The 15,184-nt window shown below is 73.8% G+C and carries 13 protein-coding genes; 8 read left to right on the forward strand and 5 right to left on the reverse strand.

The window, feature by feature from the left end; translation table 11 throughout:
• Nucleotides 1–31: 31 nt before the first annotated feature.
• The 3 genes from BUB17_RS13015 to BUB17_RS13025 form a co-directional block, all read right to left on the reverse strand.
• Nucleotides 32–1,426 carry an aspartate aminotransferase family protein gene (locus tag BUB17_RS13015; RefSeq protein ID WP_072918581.1) on the reverse strand — a complete coding sequence of 465 codons (1,395 nt, stop codon included), beginning with the start codon at nt 1,424–1,426 and terminating at the stop codon, nt 32–34.
• 458 nt (nt 1,427–1,884) lie between these two features.
• Nucleotides 1,885–2,553: an anti-sigma factor family protein gene (locus BUB17_RS13020; protein WP_072918582.1), complete on the reverse strand. Its 669-nt coding sequence runs from the start codon at nt 2,551–2,553 to the stop codon at nt 1,885–1,887.
• 61 nt (nt 2,554–2,614) lie between these two features.
• Nucleotides 2,615–3,175 (reverse strand): sigma-70 family RNA polymerase sigma factor, encoded by a 561-nt coding sequence (locus tag BUB17_RS13025; RefSeq protein ID WP_083606315.1) that lies wholly within the window; start codon nt 3,173–3,175, stop codon nt 2,615–2,617.
• Nucleotides 3,176–3,446: 271 nt separating this feature from the next.
• Here BUB17_RS13025 and BUB17_RS26870 point away from each other — a divergent pair, with 271 nt between their 5' ends.
• From BUB17_RS26870 to BUB17_RS13065, 8 genes are all read left to right on the forward strand, one after another.
• On the forward strand, nt 3,447–4,127 hold the full coding sequence (locus tag BUB17_RS26870; RefSeq protein ID WP_072918584.1) for a hypothetical protein: 681 nt from the start codon (nt 3,447–3,449) through the stop codon (nt 4,125–4,127).
• A gap of 474 nt (nt 4,128–4,601) precedes the next feature.
• Nucleotides 4,602–4,949 carry a hypothetical protein gene (locus BUB17_RS13035; RefSeq protein WP_072918585.1) on the forward strand — a complete coding sequence of 116 codons (348 nt, stop codon included), beginning with the start codon at nt 4,602–4,604 and terminating at the stop codon, nt 4,947–4,949.
• Between the two features lie 961 nt (nt 4,950–5,910).
• Complete coding sequence (locus tag BUB17_RS13040; protein ID WP_072918587.1) at nt 5,911–6,873, forward strand: MBL fold metallo-hydrolase; 963 nt, start codon at nt 5,911–5,913, stop codon at nt 6,871–6,873.
• 19 nt (nt 6,874–6,892) lie between these two features.
• Complete coding sequence (locus BUB17_RS13045) at nt 6,893–8,677, forward strand: FAD-dependent monooxygenase (protein ID WP_083606316.1); 1,785 nt, start codon at nt 6,893–6,895, stop codon at nt 8,675–8,677.
• A 16-nt stretch (nt 8,678–8,693) separates the two neighbouring features.
• On the forward strand, nt 8,694–9,899 hold the full coding sequence (locus tag BUB17_RS13050) for a homogentisate 1,2-dioxygenase (RefSeq protein ID WP_072918589.1): 1,206 nt from the start codon (nt 8,694–8,696) through the stop codon (nt 9,897–9,899).
• Complete coding sequence (locus tag BUB17_RS13055) at nt 9,896–10,774, forward strand: hypothetical protein (RefSeq protein ID WP_072918590.1); 879 nt, start codon at nt 9,896–9,898, stop codon at nt 10,772–10,774. Before BUB17_RS13050 ends, BUB17_RS13055 begins: the two co-directional genes overlap by 4 nt.
• A complete protein-coding gene (gene fahA / locus BUB17_RS13060; protein ID WP_072918592.1) occupies nt 10,771–11,973 on the forward strand; it encodes a fumarylacetoacetase in 1,203 nt (400 codons plus the stop codon). Before BUB17_RS13055 ends, fahA begins: the two co-directional genes overlap by 4 nt.
• Nucleotides 11,974–12,048: 75 nt before the next feature.
• Nucleotides 12,049–12,741, forward strand: a complete 693-nt coding sequence (locus tag BUB17_RS13065) for an IclR family transcriptional regulator (protein ID WP_072918739.1) — start codon at nt 12,049–12,051, stop codon at nt 12,739–12,741.
• Between the two features lie 106 nt (nt 12,742–12,847).
• Here the strand turns inward: BUB17_RS13065 and BUB17_RS13070 are convergent, their stop codons facing one another.
• Together BUB17_RS13070 and BUB17_RS13075 are read right to left on the reverse strand one after the other, a co-directional pair.
• Nucleotides 12,848–14,560: a thiamine pyrophosphate-binding protein gene (locus BUB17_RS13070; RefSeq protein WP_072918594.1), complete on the reverse strand. Its 1,713-nt coding sequence runs from the start codon at nt 14,558–14,560 to the stop codon at nt 12,848–12,850.
• 135 nt (nt 14,561–14,695) lie between these two features.
• Nucleotides 14,696–14,986 carry an LbetaH domain-containing protein gene (locus tag BUB17_RS13075; protein WP_072918595.1) on the reverse strand — a complete coding sequence of 97 codons (291 nt, stop codon included), beginning with the start codon at nt 14,984–14,986 and terminating at the stop codon, nt 14,696–14,698.
• Nucleotides 14,987–15,184: the final 198 nt, after the last annotated feature.

The raw sequence follows: 15,184 nt of genomic DNA on the forward strand, positions 1-15,184 counted from the left end.
CTGCGAGGCGTGGGGAGGACGGGGTCCTTGCTCAGACGAGGCTCTGGGCCTCGGTCAGCGTGTGCCGCAGGATCTGCTCGATCTCGTCGAACTCCGGCTGACCGCAGATCAACGGCGGAGCGACCTGGACGACGACGTCGCCACGGTCGTCCGGGCGGCAGTACAGGCCGTTGTCGAACAGCGCGCCGGGCAGGAAGCCGCGGACCAGCCGCTCCCGCTCGGCGGCGTCGAAGGTCTCCCGGGTGACCTTGTCCTTGACCAGCTCGACGGCCCAGAAGTAGCCGTCGCCACGGACGTCGCCGACGATGGGCAGGTCCAGCAGCTTGCGCAGGGTGGCACCCAGCGCGGCCTCGTTGTCCAGCACGCGCTGGTTGAGCCCCTCGCTCTCCATGAGGTCCAGGTTGGCCAGCGAGACGGCTGCCGCCACCGGGTGGCCGCCGAAGGTGTAGCCGTGCGGGAACGCGACCCCCGGGCGCAGGAACGGCTCGACGACCTTCTCCGACGCGATCATCGCGCCGATCGGGCCGTAGCCGGAGCTCATGCCCTTGGCGCAGGTGATCAGGTCGGGGGTGTAGCCGAACTTCTCGCAGGCGAAGGTCGCGCCGTGCCGGCCGAAGGCGCAGATGACCTCGTCGGACACGAGCAGCACGTCGTGCCGGTCGCAGATCTCGCGCACCCGGTCGAAGTAGCCCGGGGGCGGCACGAGGCAGCCGCCGGAGTTCTGCACCGGCTCGAGGAACACCGCGGCCACGGTGTCGGCGCCCTCGAAGAGGATCGCCTCCTCGATCCGGTCGGCGGCCCAGCGGCCGAAGGCCTTCGGGTCGTCCGTGAACTCCGGGTGGCGGTAGAGGTTCGTGTTGGGCACCCGGAAGCCGCCCGGGGCGAGCGGCTCGAAGTCCTTCTTCATGGCGGGCAGCCCGGTGATGGCCAGGGCGCCGTGCGGGGTGCCGTGGTAGGCCACCGCACGGCTGATCACCTTGTGCTTCTGCGGCTTGCCGATCAGCTTGAAGTACTGCTTCGCGGCCTTCCACGCCGACTCCACCGCCTCTCCCCCGCCGGTGGTGAAGAAGACGCGGTTCAGGTCGCCGGGCGCGAGGTCGGCCACCCGCTCGGCCAGCTCGGCCTGCACCGGGGTGGTGTAGCCCCACACCGGGAAGTAGGCCAGCTCGGCAGCCTGCTTCCCGGCCGCCTCGGCCAGCTCTCGGCGGCCGTGCCCGACCTGGACGACGAAGAGCCCCGACAGGCCGTCGAGGATCTTCCGGCCTCGGTTGTCCCAGATGTAGGCACCCTCCCCGCGGGTGACGACCGGGATCGGCGTCTCCGGATGGCGGCCCTGGCGGGCGAAGTGCATCCAGAGGTGGTCCGCGGCGCGGGCCGCCGTCGCGTCCGGCACGCCGGCCGGAGGCTGCTCGATCGAGGTGGTCATCCCAGGCTCCTCGTGACGTCGGGTGGGAGGCGTCGGACGGCTCTCGGAGAGCTCGCGCGGTCACGCCGGGTGTGACCGCGTCGTCCCTCTCCGCGAAGGACGGTCGTCCTGAGCCCACGTGATCGGTGCTCGCCCCGAGGTGGTGCAGGGTGCGCGCCGGACCTGCCCCCTGCGGTCGCTCCGATGGCCGTCGGCATGACTGGAGTCTGCGGGCAACGGGGCCCACAGTCACCGGACAATTCGCGTCGCCCTGCCCCGACGGCCGCACGACCAGTTGCGCGGGCGGGAGCGCGGCCCGCCCTGTGCTGGCCGGGATGGACCTCTCCAGGCCTGTCTGCCGCTGCGCGCGGGTACCGGCCGGCCGTCACTCCGTGCGGACCGCGACCCCGAACAACCACGCCGGCTGCTGTGCCAGGTGCTCACTGCCTGCGGCCGGCCACGGGGCGACAGCGGTCCGATCACGTCGGGAACTCCGCGCGCAGCACCTCCTCACCCTCCTGGTCGATGACGACGAAGGCAGCGGCGCGGTCGCGCAGGACCGCGGCATTGAGGTTGCACCGCACCTCGCCGTCGGTGCCCACGAAAGCTCCCGCATCGAAGGCCGTTCCGTCCTGACCCAGCACCGTGACGTCGTAGCGTTCCCCCGGCTGCAGGCCGCTGGCGGTGAGTTTCACCTCGACTCCCCAGGTGTGGGCGACGAGGCCGGCGCTGGCCCGTACCGCGCCGGCCTCCACGACGTCGACCGTCTCGAGCGGAACGGCGGGCTCGGGCTCCGAACGGGTCAGCTCGACGCCGGCGACGACGATGACCGCAGCCGCCGCCGCGGACAGCGCCGAGAGGGCCATCGTCCGCACGGTGCTCCGGGACCGCTGCCGGTGTTCCTCGGATCGGATGCGGGCCTCGATCCGGTCGGCGAGGTCGACGGGAGGTGTCGCGGGCGCCCGCAGCGGCCGGGGCGCACCGGACAGCGCGGCGGCGGCCGGGAGGATCTCGGCCAGCTCGGCCCGGCAGCCAGGACAGCCGGTGAGGTGGGCGCGGACCTCGTCGGCCTCCTGGTCGGAGAGGTGGCCCAGCACGTAGGACCCCAGCGACTCGCGCAGCACCCGGTGTGCGGACGGGTCGGTCACGACCGCTCCTCGATGCCGCTCGTCCGCGACGCTCGCGGTGGCGTCGCACCGACCTGTGCACTCACGACGTCACCTCCATCTCGTCCATGACCACCCGTAAGGCCTTGAGTCCGTAGAACACCCGGCTGCGCAGCGTGCTGACCGGGATGCCGACCTCGGCGTAGGGCCGGTCGACCAGATAGGTCTCGACCAGCGCCTGCCGGTGGTCCTCGCCCAGACGGCGCAGCGCTTCTTCCACGATCCATCCCCTGAGCAGTCGTTCACTGGCATCCGGAGTGACCTCGGCGAGGTGGTCGGAGTCGGTCACGTCCACGACCTGCCGGTGCCAGGGCCGCACCGCGGCGGCCCGGAAGTGGTCGATGACGACGTTGCGGGCGATGGAGAACAACCACGTCCGCAACGTCGACAAGGACGGGTCGTAGCGCTCGCTGCCTCGCCAGGCCCGCAGGAAGGTCTCCTGGACGACGTCCTCGGCCGCTCCCCGGTCGTCCAGGGAGCGCAACGCGAAACGGTAGAGCTCCGCGCCGTGCGCGGTGTAGGCCTCCCGCAGGCCCTCGCCCCGCGACAGCACGGGCCCCGCGGCCTCGCGGCGATGCGGCAGGAACCGCAGCGGACCGGCCATGGGAGGTCAGCCGCCGACCGGCAGATCGGCCGTGCCAGTGCGACGTGCGCACACGGTGGCCTCCTCTGCTCGATTCCCCTCCGGGGCGGCTGGGGGGTGGTGAGCCGCCGATCCGGTGTCGACGGTGGATACGGGTGCCTGTCGCCCGGCGTTGAACCGGCGCCGGAGAAAACCTCTCGCGGTCGTCAACGGACCGCACCTCGGCTCCGTACACACCGGTGACTCGCACAGCCGGGTCCGGCCGATCGGCCGACACCAGAAGGAGCGCGCCATGCGACTGGCCATTCGGACCGGAGCAATCGCCACCCTGAGCATCGCCGCCATGGGCCTGGGCACCCCGCTCGCCTTCGCCCACGGTGACGAGGGTGGCAGCGCCGGCGGCGGGGGCGGCTACGGCGCCTCCGACGACCGGAGCGACGGCCGCGGCGATGTCCGCGCCGCCTCCTACATCAACCCCGACACCGGGGCGGCCACCGAGAACCCCGACGTCAAGCGCAACTCCTCCTGCGCCGACCCCGATCAGCGCGACAAGCAGCGGCTCAGCGATGCCGGCACCGTCAACCGCAACGTGCACAACGACGCGTGCTTCCTCGACGACGAGGGCAAGAAGGTGAACGGGCCCGCCTCCTTCCAGAGCTCCGGCGTCGGCTCCATCAGCGCCTGCCCCGACCCCGACGGTGCAGGACCCGAGTACGCCAGGCTCAGCGACACCGACCGTGACGGCCGCAACGACCTGTGCTTCCAGTCCAGCTACCAGACGACCGGCGCGGCCGGCGACTTCGAGTTCCACGCCCGGCTGAACAACACCGCCACGCCCGGCACGCAGTACGTCGTCTGGTGCGCCGACGCCGACGCCGACGGCTGCCGGGACGAGCGGGTGAAGGACGACATCACGATCACGTGGACCGACGACCCGGGCGACAGCATGCGCGGGAACAGTCACGCCCGCTGACACACCTCGGGGCGGACGGTCCGACCGCCGCCCCGACAACGAGGGGAGCCCCGGGGCCACGGGGCCCGGGGCTCCCCTCGCGGGTCCGCGCACGGCTACCAGCCGTGAACCCAGGCGGCATCCCCTCGCCCGCCCGACCAGCTGAGCCCTCACTCCTCGGAGCAGGATCGCCCAGCGGCGAGCGCGACGCTCCGCTCACCAGGACGGTCCCGGCTGAGCACCGACCAGCGGTCCTGTCGTCTGCGTGCACGGGGGCACGGGCATCGATCCGGCGCCGGCGCTGCGGGCCCGGTCCGTGGAGGACGAGCCGTGAACGTGCAGGTCGACAGTTCTCCGTCGCCGGACGTCATCGGTCGTCGTCGGTCGTCGTCGGCTGTCGAGGGCGGCTCGTTGGTCGTAGGTTGGTCGCGTCGTCGCGGACGGGCCATCGCCAGGTCCGCGCCACGGGCTCGACACGAGTCGAGGAGGGAACGGATGGCGACCGACCGGCCTGACCCGGGCGAGTTCCTCGAGCTGGCGCAGCGGATGCTGCGCGAGCTGTTCGGCGATCCCCGGCGCGCGGACGAGCCGTGGGCGGAGGCGACACGTCGCCCGGGCGAGCACACCGAGGTCTTGCGGGGCACCCGCGAGCCCAGCGCCGAGGAACAGCGGGAGAACCTCACGTTCGCGCTCGCCACGCGTGCCGTCGAGGCGCTCGAGGATCTGGCGCTCAACGTCGCGGCGATCCGTCAGCGCCTGGAACGCACGGAGCCGCAGGCTCCAGGAGCGCGGCCCGAGGGAGAGGGACGAGGCCCGGACGGAGCTGACGCCGCCGGGCAGTGACCCGACCTCGATCCCGTCCCGCCTGCAGCAGGCGGCTGGTCAGCCGATACCCGGCCGCTCCACGCCGATCGTGCTGCCGCGCCGTCCGGTCCTCACCGCGGTGTCCTCCGGACCGCCCTGGACCGCAGCGTCGCCGGTGACGGCGGTGTCGGGGTCCGGTGCGTGGAGGGACGCGACACGTCGGGCCATCACGCCGGCACCCCAGCTCCGGGCGAGGAGCGCCGTCCACCTGCCGGTGGAGCGCGGCGCTCTCCCGGCGGAGCGGCTCGCGGGACCGCCGATGGCGCTCCTCCCTCAGACATCGGCCGATGGGCTCACGGTGGTTCGCACACGTCCGTCCGCCAGGCCGGATGCGATGCGGAACGGTGATGGACCCGCCGGAGGCCCCCGGTGCTCACGATGGGAGTCACCGGACGTCGTCGCGACCACGGGGCTCGACGCTCTCGCGGCTGTGACCGGACGGTGGGGCGCGACCCGAGGATGGCACCGGGCACCGGCAGACCAGTGACGCGAGCGAACACCTCACCGGCCGGTTGACAGGCCAACAGCAGGGTGAGGACCGGCAACACGGTGCGACCTCCCGAGGCCGCGCACGCGAGGGCTGCGCAGACCACGAGACGGAAACGGCGGCGCCCCGCTCGCTGGTGTGGATGCCGCGCCGTGCGTGGACCTCCCGTCGACGGTCCGTGGAGCTGTCGAGGCCGGCCGTGTGTGGACCGGAGGTGCCCCTCCGGGGCGCGGTCGCCCCAACGGCCACCGCAGCGGGTTGCCGGCGGCGTCGTCCTCCGCCGACCCGACGAGCTGCCCGGGCCGGCCGAGCAGGTCGAGGTCCGGCTGCGCCATGCGCGCCCGCGTCCGGTGCCGTCACCCCCTTGTGCCGCCCCCCACGGCGCCGTACCGTTTAACCGTTAAGCGAATAGTTCGTCCGTTTATCGGACGACAGTCGTCGGGAGACCCGTCCATGGCAGCCAAGCCCTTCGCCTCCTCCGCCGATCTCGGCGTCAAGGAGCAGACCCTCGAGGTGCTCGCCGACGGCGTGTACGCCCTGACCGCGGAGGGCGACCCGAACCTGGGCGCCGTCGAGGGCGAGGACTTCCTCGTCTGCTTCGAGGCGCTGGCCACCCCGGTCGCCGCCCGCCGCTGGCTGGCCAAGCTGCGCGAGCACACCGACAAGCCGGTCCGCTACCTCGTGCTCAGCCACTACCACGCCGTCCGGGTGCTGGGCGCCAGCGCCTTCGACGCCGAGATCATCGTCAGCTCCGAGCAGACCAGGCACCTGATCGCCGAGCGCGGCCAGCAGGACTGGGAGAGCGAGTACGGCCGGATGCCGCGGCTGTTCGAGGAACCCGAGTCCATCCCCGGCCTGACCTGGCCCACGATGACCTTCCGCGACAAGCTGACCATCGAGCTCGGCGGCGACCGCGGCGAACTGGTCCTGGAGTTCCTCGGCCGCGGCCACACCGAGGGCGACATCGTCGCCTGGCTCCCCAAGCACGAGATCCTCTTCGCCGGCGACCTGGTGGAGTCCCAGGCCGCGCTCTACACCGGCGACGCGTTCCACTTCGACTGGGCCGCCGGCACCCTCGACCGGGTCAAGGCCCTCGGCGCGCAGCAGCTCATCGGCGGCCGCGGGAGGATCGCCCGCGGCCGCGACGAGGTCGACGCCGCCATCGAGCAGACCCGCGACTTCCTGCTCACCATGCAGCGCACCGTCGGCGACGTGCACCGCGCCGGCGGCACGCTGAAGCAGGCCTTCGAGGCCACCCACGCCGCGCTGGCCCCGAAGTACGGGCGCTGGCCGATCTTCGAGCACTGCCTGCCCTTCGACGTCTCCCGGCTGTGGGACGAGTTCTCCGGCACCGAGCGCCCCACCATCTGGACCGCCGAGCGCGACCGCGCCGTGTGGGACCAGCTGCAGGGCTGACCCGACAGGAGCCCCTCCGATGACCACTCCCCTGCCCGGGCCGCCGGTGCTCGTCCTGGGCGCCGGCCCGGTCGGCCAGACCGCCGCCCTGCTGCTGGCCCGCTGGGGCTTGCCGGTCGTCGTCCTCGACGCGCGGCCCGCGCGCGACCCCATCGGCAGCAAGGCCATCTGCCAGCAGCGCGACGTCCTCGACGTCTGGGACTCCGTCGGCGTCGGTGCCGAGGTCGCCCGCCGCGGCGTCACCTGGACCACCGCGCGCACCTTCCACCGCGACGCCGAGCTGTTCAGCTTCACCTTCGCCGACCGCGGCCGCTCCCCCTTCCCGCCGTTCGTCAACGTCTCGCAGTGCGAGACCGAGGCGCTGCTCGACGCGCGGATCGCCGCCTCGCCGCTGGTCGACGTGCGCTGGGGGCACCGGGTCACCGGGATCGACCAGGACGACTCCGCGGCCGGGGACGGTGGCGTCACCGTCACCTGCGAGACCCCGGGCGGCGAGGTGCGGGTGCGCGGCTCGCACGCCGTGGCCTGCCCCGGCCCCCGCAGCGACGCGCTCCGGTCGATGCTCGGGCTCGCCTTCCCCGGCGAGTCGTTCGAGGACTCCTTCCTCATCTGCGACATCCGCACGGACCTGCCCGGCTGGGAGACCGAGCGGCGCTTCTACTTCGACCCGGAGTGGAACCCCGGCCGGCAGGTGCTCATCCACCCCTGCCCGGACTCGACCTTCCGCATCGACTGGCAGGTGCCGCCGGACTTCGACCTCGCCACCGAGGAGGCCGCAGGCTCGCTGGACCGGCGGATCCGCCAGGTGATCGGCGACCGCCCCTACGAGATCGTGTGGAAGTCGGTCTACCGCTTCCACTCCCGGCTGGTGGACCGGATGCGGGTCGGGAAGGTCCTGGTCGCCGGCGACGCGGCGCACCTGGTCAGCCCGTTCGGCGCCCGCGGCCTGAACTCCGGCGTCCTGGACGCCGAGAACGCCGCCTGGAAGATCGCCTTCGTCCGCCGTGGCTGGGCACCCGAGGAGCTGCTGGAGAGCTACCACGCCGAACGGCACGCCGCGGCGCAGGAGAACATCGACGTCACCACCGCGACCATGCGCTTCCTCGTGCCGCGCAGCGAGGAGGAGGCGCGCCACCGGCTCGACGTCCTCGAGCGGGCGGCCGGCGACCCCGCCGCCCGGGCCCAGGTCGACTCCGGCCGGCTGGCCGAGCCGTTCTGGTACGTCGACTCACCGCTGACCACTCCTGACCCGGCGCGCCCGTTCCCGGGCCGCCCGGCGCGCGGCGACGTCCCGGTGCCCGCCCCCGGCGTGCTGGTGCCGGACTGCCCGGTGACCGTGCCTGGTCGGCCCGACGTCGTCCGGCTGCGCCAGCTCGCCCGCGAGGGCGTCACCGTCCTCGTCGGCGACGATGCCGTCCTGCCGGCCCTCCCGGACCTCCCCGACGGCCTCCCTGCAGCGGCCCGCCACGAGCTCGCGAGTGGCGGGGGGCAGGGAGGTCCTTCTCGGCCGGTGAACGTGCACCGGATGGGCGACCTGGACCCCAGCGGCCTGCTCCACGAGGCCCTGGGCGCCCGTTCCGACGAGGTCTGGGTGCTGCGTCCCGACGCGCACATCGCCGCCGTGCTCACCGATCCCGCCGGGGTCGCCCCCGCGGTGGCCCGGCTGCTCGCCCTCGAAGGACCCCCGTGCCCCCCACCGCTCGTAGGAGGACCCCGTCCTCCTCACCGCTCGCAAGCTCGCGGCGAGCCTCTGGACGGGGCCGGAGCCCCTGCACGGGGGCCGGTCTCGGTGTCCACGATCTGAAGGAGAGGGATCCCTGATGGCGTTCTACCGACAGGTGGGCGAGGTCCCACCCAAGCGGCACACCCAGTTCCGCCGGCCCGACGGCGGCCTGTACTACGAGGAGCTGGTCGGCGAGGAGGGGTTCTCGTCGGACTCCGCGCTGCTGTACCACCGCGGCGTCCCGTCGGCGATCGTCGATGCCCGCCCGTGGGAGCTGCCCGACCAGACCCTCACGCCGAACGCACCGCTGGTCCCCCGGCACCTGAAGCTGCACGACCTCTTCCCCGGTGAGGAGCACAAGGCCACTGACGCGGTGACCGGCCGGCGCCTGGTGCTGGGCAACGGCGACGTGCGCATCTCCTACGCCGTCTCGTCACTGCCGAGCCCCTACTACCGCAACGCCACCGGCGACGAGTGCGTCTACGTCGAGCGGGGCTCGGCCGCGGTGGAGACCGTCTTCGGCGCGCTCGAGGTCGGGCAGGGCGACTACGTGATCATCCCGCGCACCACCACCCACCGGTGGGTGCCGACCGGCAGTGAGCCGCTGCGCACGTACGCGATCGAGGCCAACAGCCACATCGCCCCGCCCAAGCGCTACCTGTCGAGGTACGGGCAGTTCCTCGAGCACGCCCCGTACTGCGAGCGCGACCTGCGCGGGCCGGCCGAGCCGCTGCTCGCCGAGGGCACCGACGTCGAGGTCTACGTCAAGCACCGCGGCAGCGGCCCGGGCGGGCTGGCCGGCACCGTGCACGTGCTCCCCGAGCACCCGTTCGACGTCGTCGGCTGGGACGGGCACCTCTACCCGTACGCGTTCAACATCGCCGACTACGAGCCGATCACCGGACGGGTGCACCAGCCCCCGCCGGTGCACCAGGTGTTCGAGGGCGCCAACTTCGTGATCTGCAACTTCGTGCCGCGGAAGGTCGACTACCACCCGCTCGCGGTGCCGGTCCCCTACTACCACTCCAACGTCGACAGCGACGAGATCATGTTCTACGTCGACGGCGACTACGAGGCCCGCAAGGGCTCCGGCATCGGCAAGGGCTCGATCTCCGTGCACCCCGGCGGGCACAGCCACGGCCCGCAGCCCGGCGCGGTGGAGCGCTCGCTGGGCGCGGAGTACTTCGACGAGCTCGCCGTCATGGTCGACACGTTCCGCCCGCTGGACCTCGGCGAGGCCGGCACCGCCGTCGACGACGGGAAGTACGCCTGGACCTGGTCCGGCCGGGGTCCCTCGGCATGACGACCTCGTCCGCTCCCAGCACCGGCGCGCACGCCGCGCCGGTGCTGGTCACCGGCCTGTTCGACGACGCCGCCCTGTTCCCGCCCGGGAACGCGCCGATGGCCGCCGCCGTCCCCGCGCACCGCCGGCTGCGGGCACGGCTCGGCGATCTCGTCGGGCCGTTCGTCGTGCCGGCGGCCCGGCTCGGCGAGCTCGCCGAGCACCTGGGGGACGGCGAGCCGCTCGGTGTCTCGCTCATCGCGGCAGCCGGCGACCTGCCGGCCGCCGCGGCCCGGGTCACCGCCTGCCCGGGGCTGACCCTGGCCGCCGTCGAGGTCCCGGTCGCCACCGACGCCGCGGCGGCCCGCGAGGCGGTCCGGGTCCTCGACGACGTCCTGCCCGCCGACGTGCCGGCGGCGGTCGAGGTGCCGCGCACGGCCGCCCGGGACGGGGTCCTCGACGTCCTGGCCGGCACCCGGTACCGCGCCAAGCTGCGCACCGGCGGGGTGCGCGCCGCACTGTTCCCGAGCCCGGTCGAGCTGGCCGACACCCTGCACGCCTGCCTCACGCGCGGCATCGCGGTCAAGTGCACCGCCGGCCTGCACTCCGCGGTCCGGCACACCGATCCGGGAACCGGCTTCGAGCACCACGGTTTCCTCAACGTGCTGCTCGCGGCCTCGGCGCTGGTTTCCGGTGCCCCGCCGGCGGTCGCCGCGCAGTGGCTGGCCGGGACCGACCCGGGCACCGTGGCTTCCGCCGTGCGCGCCTGGCCGGTCGACCGCGCCGCCCGGGCCCGCGCCGCCTTCACCTCCTTCGGTACCTGCAGCGTGCTCGAGCCGGTCGACGACCTCGTCACCCTCGGCCTGCTGCCCTCCCCGGAACGGAGCCCCGCGTGACCTCCACCTGGCTGGACCTCCCCGCCGGCACCGGCTTCGGGCCGGACAACCTGCCCTACGGCGTCTTCTCGACCGAGCTCGACGGCCCCCGGCGGGTCGGCGTCGCCATCGGTGGGCACGTCCTCGACGTCTCGCGGCTGGACGTCCCGGCGGCCGACGCGCTGGCCACCGGCTCGCTCAACGCGCTGATGTCGCGTGGGCGGAGGACGTGGGACGCCCTGCGCGCCCGGCTGCAGGAGCTGCTCGCCGACCCGGCGCACCGCGGTGCCGTCGAGCCGCACCTGCTGCCGAGCGAGGCCGTGACGCTGCACCTGCCGGTCGAGGTCGCCGACTACGTCGACTTCTACAGCTCCCAGCACCACGCCGAGAACCTCGGCCGCATGTTCCGCCCCGACTCCGAGCCGCTGACCCCGAACTGGAAGCACCTGCCGATCGGCTACCACGGTCGTGCCGGCACGGTGGCCGTCTCCGGCACCCCGGTCGTGCGGCCGAACGGGCAGCGGAAGGCGCCGACGGACGACGCGCCCACGTTCGGTCCGTCGCAGCGGCTGGACATCGAGGCCGAGGTCGGCTTCGTCGTCGGCACGCCGTCCCGGCTCGGCACCCCGGTCCCCGTGACCGACTTCGCCGACCACGTCTTCGGCGTGTGCCTGGTCAACGACTGGTCCGCCCGGGACATCCAGTCCTGGGAGTACGTGCCGCTGGGCCCCTTCCTCGGCAAGTCCTTCCTCACCTCGATCTCGCCGTGGGTGGTCCCCCTGGCCGCGCTGGAGGCCGCCCGGGTCGCACCGGAGCGCGACGTGCCGCTGCTGCCCTACCTCGACGACACCGGCCAGCCGTGGGGACTCGACCTCGCCCTCGAGGTGCGACTCAACGGTGACCTGGTCAGCTGCCCGCCGTTCGGCCTCATGTACTGGACGCCGGCCCAGCAGCTGGCGCACATGACCGTCAACGGCGCCAGCCTGCGCACCGGCGACCTGTTCGCCTCCGGCACCGTCTCCGGCCCGGGCGAGGAGCAGCGCGGCTCGTTCATCGAGCTCTCCTGGGGCGGCAGGGAGCCGCTGACGCTGTCCGACGGGTCGACGCGCACGTTCCTCGAGGACGGCGACGAGGTCACCCTCACCGCGACCGCGCCCGGCCCGGACGGCGGCCGGATCGCCCTCGGCGAGGTGACCGGGCGGGTGCAGCCGGCGCCGTGAGGCGCCGGTGGCGGACGGGTCCGGGGACCGGCCGACCATAGTGTGGACGCGGACCGGCACGGGGAGGGGACGGCGATGGCGGCGGACGACGGCACGAGCGCACCGCAGTCCCAGACGCTGGATCGCGGCATCCGGATCCTCGAGCACCTGGCCGCCGTCGGCACGCCGCAGCCGATCGCCGAGATCGGCCAGGCCGTGGGCCTTCACCGCTCGATCACCTACCGTCTGCTGCGCACGCTCGAGGACCACCAGCTCGTCGAGCGGGACCCGGCCGGGCACTTCCGCCTGGGTCTGGGCATGGTCGGCCTGGCCCGCGGGGTCCGGACCGACCTGCAGTCAGCGGCACTGCCCCGGCTCAACGCGCTGGTCGCGCAGCTGGGGGTGACGGCCTTCCTGGTGGTCCGGGCCGGCGACGAGGCGGTGACGGTGAGCAGCGTCGAGCCGCACGACTCCCCGGCGCACGTCGTCTACCGGCCGGGCATCCGCCACCCGGTGGGCCAGGGAGCACCCGGCCTCGCGCTCCTCATGCCCGAGGCCGCCACGCCGGAGGACCGGGAGGCCCTCCGGGAGGCCCGTCGGCTGGGGTGGGTGACCTCGCACGGCGAGGTCATCCCCGGCATGCGATCGGTCGCCGCGCCGGTGCTGGGTCCCGACGGGGGTGCGCGCGCGGCGCTGGCCGTGGTCTTCGTCGACGACGCCGCGGACCTGACCCGGATCGGCCGCGCAGTGGCCACCGCCGCGCGAGAGGTCGCCACCGCCCTCCGGTGACGGAGGGCGTCGCGCACTCCACCGCAGCGTCGGCGATCCGCCGGACCGGGGCACCGACTCGGCTGCGGAGCTCGGAGCCGGCCGCACACGGCTCCCCGGCGTCCCGCTACGGCTTCCTGCCCGCCGCCAGGGAGGCGGTCATGAAGTCGGCGACGACCTTCTGGGAGATGGCCACGTCCAGGACGAACACGCCCGTCTCGTGGGTGGCGAGCCAGCCGGCGAGGACCTCGAGGTCGGCCAGGGTGCGGGCCTTGGCCCCGGCGGCGCCCATGGCGCGGCCCAGAGCAGCGAAGTCGACCTCGTCGATGAGCATCGCCGCGGGGTCGAGCCCCTGGGAGGCGTACTGGTGCAGCTCGGCGCCGTAGGCGGAGTCGTTCAGCACCACCACCACCCCGCGGGTCGTGACGCGCAGGAAGGTCTCGAGATCGGCCAGGCCCATGAGTCCCCCGCCGTCGCCGGTGACGAACACGGTGGTGCGCTCGGGCCGGGCGGCCGAGACGCCGGCGGCGGAGCCGAAGCCCAGCCCGATGGCCTGGAAGGCGGTGCCGACCAGCACCATGGCCTGTGGATCGGGCACCGACAGGTACATCGGGGCCCAGCCGATGAAGTGCCCCCCGTCCATGACCACCGACCGCTGCGCCGGGAGGATGTGCTCCAGGGCGGCGACCACCGCCCGGGGGTTGAGTCGCCCGTCGGCACCGAACTCGGCGGGGTCCTCCACCGGAGCCCCCGACCGGAACGCGTCGGTGGCGACCTCGGGCACGGCCGCCCGCCAGCCGTGCCGCTCGTCGGCTTCCGGGATGCGGCTGGCGAGGGCCTGCAGCGCCGGGGCGAGGTCGGCCCGCAGGTAGTCGGTGACCTGCGAGTGCTCGGCCTCCGGTTCGTTGTCCAGGCGGATGACCCGGGTGCCCGGCCCGAAGAGGGTGCCGTAGCGGGACTGGAACGCGTTCAGCGACGCCCCGGCCACCAGCACCAGATCGGCGGTGCGGGCCAGCTCGAGGCGCTGGGTGCGGGTGAAGCCCCCGGCGATGCCGAGATCCCACGGGGAGTCCACGGCGTTGACGGCCATCACCGAGGTCATGAACAGCGCTCCGAGCCGGTCGCCGAGCTCGCGCAGGGGGGCGGCGGCGTCGGCCAGGACCACTCCGCGGCCGGCCAGCAGCAGCGGCCGCTCCGCGGCGCGCAGCAGGCCGGCGATCCGGTCGAGCTCCTCGGCGGGGGCCGTCCACGTGGGCTTGGCCGGCAGGGGATCCAGCTCCACCGGATCGGTCAGGGGGGCGGTGGCGTGGTCGTACGGGATCGCCAGGACCACCGGCTGCACGGTCTGCACGGCCAGGTCGAAGGCCCGGTGGGCGATCGCCGCCGCGGTCGCCGGGGTCGCCACCAGGGTGGTGACCCCCACCGCCCGGGCGGCGGCGACCTGGTCGATGTCGAAGGCCCGCCGTCCCGTGCTGGGCGCATCCCCCGTGACCAGCACGAGCGGGATCCGGGCCAGGCGGGCCTCGGCCAGGGCCGTGCAGGTGTTGGTGAACCCGGCCCCATAGGTCGTGGTGGCCGCCGCGGTGCGCCCGGTCGCCCGGTGCCAGGCATCGGCCATCGCCACGGTGGCGGCCTCGTGCCGGGCGCTGGTGAACGGGAAGCCACGGGAGGTGAGGTGGCTGATCAGATGGGCGTTGCCGTTCCCCATCAAGCCGAACAGGTGCTCCGTGCGCATCGCGATCACCTCGGCCACCGCGGTGGAGACCGTGGCGGGTGCGGGTGCGGGAGCGCGACCCGGAGCCGAGGGCTCGGCGGTTCCGTTGCTGGCTCTCGTCGTCACGGACGGCGGTCCTCTCGGTGTGGGAAGGGTGGGAGGCGGGGACGGCCCAGCGACCTCGTCGTCCCGAGCGATCGTCCGGCACCGCTCCCGGGAGGACGTTCCCGGAGGCGCCCGCCGAACCGGATGACGACCGGCTCAGGCACTCCCCACCTGCTCCGAGGAGCCCTCCTGGCCGGGGCCGGAGCGGGGACCGACCACCGTGGCGTGTCGCCGGGCCAGCGCGACGTAGGTCTCGGCGTCGGTGCGGACGTGGTCGAGCTCGGCGGCGGCGAGCCCGCGCCGGACCTTCCCGGGCACCCCGGCGACCAGGCTCCCCGGGGGGATCACCGCGTTCTCCGGGACGACGTCGCCGATGACGAAGGCGCCCGGTGCGACCCAGGCGTCCGCGGCGGTCTTCGGGGTGAGGTCACCCAGGTCGATCTGCATCGCTCCTCCTCAGTGCCTCGACGGGGGTGCTGCACGGGCATCGCGGTGTGCGCACTGCGTCCGCGGTGCGCCTGGCGGCGATCCTCGTCGCGTCGGCCACGGCCCCTCTGGTCATCATGCGCGTCGGGGCGGCACACCTGGTCCACCTGGGCGTCGTCGTCCACGACCACCGCCGTCCGGGCTCACGCAGGACGGATG

This window comes from Geodermatophilus obscurus (assembly GCF_900143215.1).
GTDB lineage: Bacteria > Actinomycetota > Actinomycetes > Mycobacteriales > Geodermatophilaceae > Geodermatophilus > Geodermatophilus obscurus_A.

Coding starts and splice junctions, on each gene's coding strand:
- BUB17_RS13015 (WP_072918581.1), bottom strand. CDS start 1,426: ATGACCACCTCGATCGAGCAGCCTCCGGCCGGCGTGCCGGACGCGACG.
- BUB17_RS13025 (WP_083606315.1), bottom strand. CDS start 3,175: ATGGCCGGTCCGCTGCGGTTCCTGCCGCATCGCCGCGAGGCCGCGGGG.
- BUB17_RS26870 (WP_072918584.1), top strand. CDS start 3,447: ATGCGACTGGCCATTCGGACCGGAGCAATCGCCACCCTGAGCATCGCC.
- BUB17_RS13035 (WP_072918585.1), top strand. CDS start 4,602: ATGGCGACCGACCGGCCTGACCCGGGCGAGTTCCTCGAGCTGGCGCAG.
- BUB17_RS13040 (WP_072918587.1), top strand. CDS start 5,911: ATGGCAGCCAAGCCCTTCGCCTCCTCCGCCGATCTCGGCGTCAAGGAG.
- BUB17_RS13045 (WP_083606316.1), top strand. CDS start 6,893: ATGACCACTCCCCTGCCCGGGCCGCCGGTGCTCGTCCTGGGCGCCGGC.
- BUB17_RS13050 (WP_072918589.1), top strand. CDS start 8,694: ATGGCGTTCTACCGACAGGTGGGCGAGGTCCCACCCAAGCGGCACACC.
- BUB17_RS13055 (WP_072918590.1), top strand. CDS start 9,896: ATGACGACCTCGTCCGCTCCCAGCACCGGCGCGCACGCCGCGCCGGTG.
- BUB17_RS13065 (WP_072918739.1), top strand. CDS start 12,049: ATGGCGGCGGACGACGGCACGAGCGCACCGCAGTCCCAGACGCTGGAT.
- BUB17_RS13075 (WP_072918595.1), bottom strand. CDS start 14,986: ATGCAGATCGACCTGGGTGACCTCACCCCGAAGACCGCCGCGGACGCC.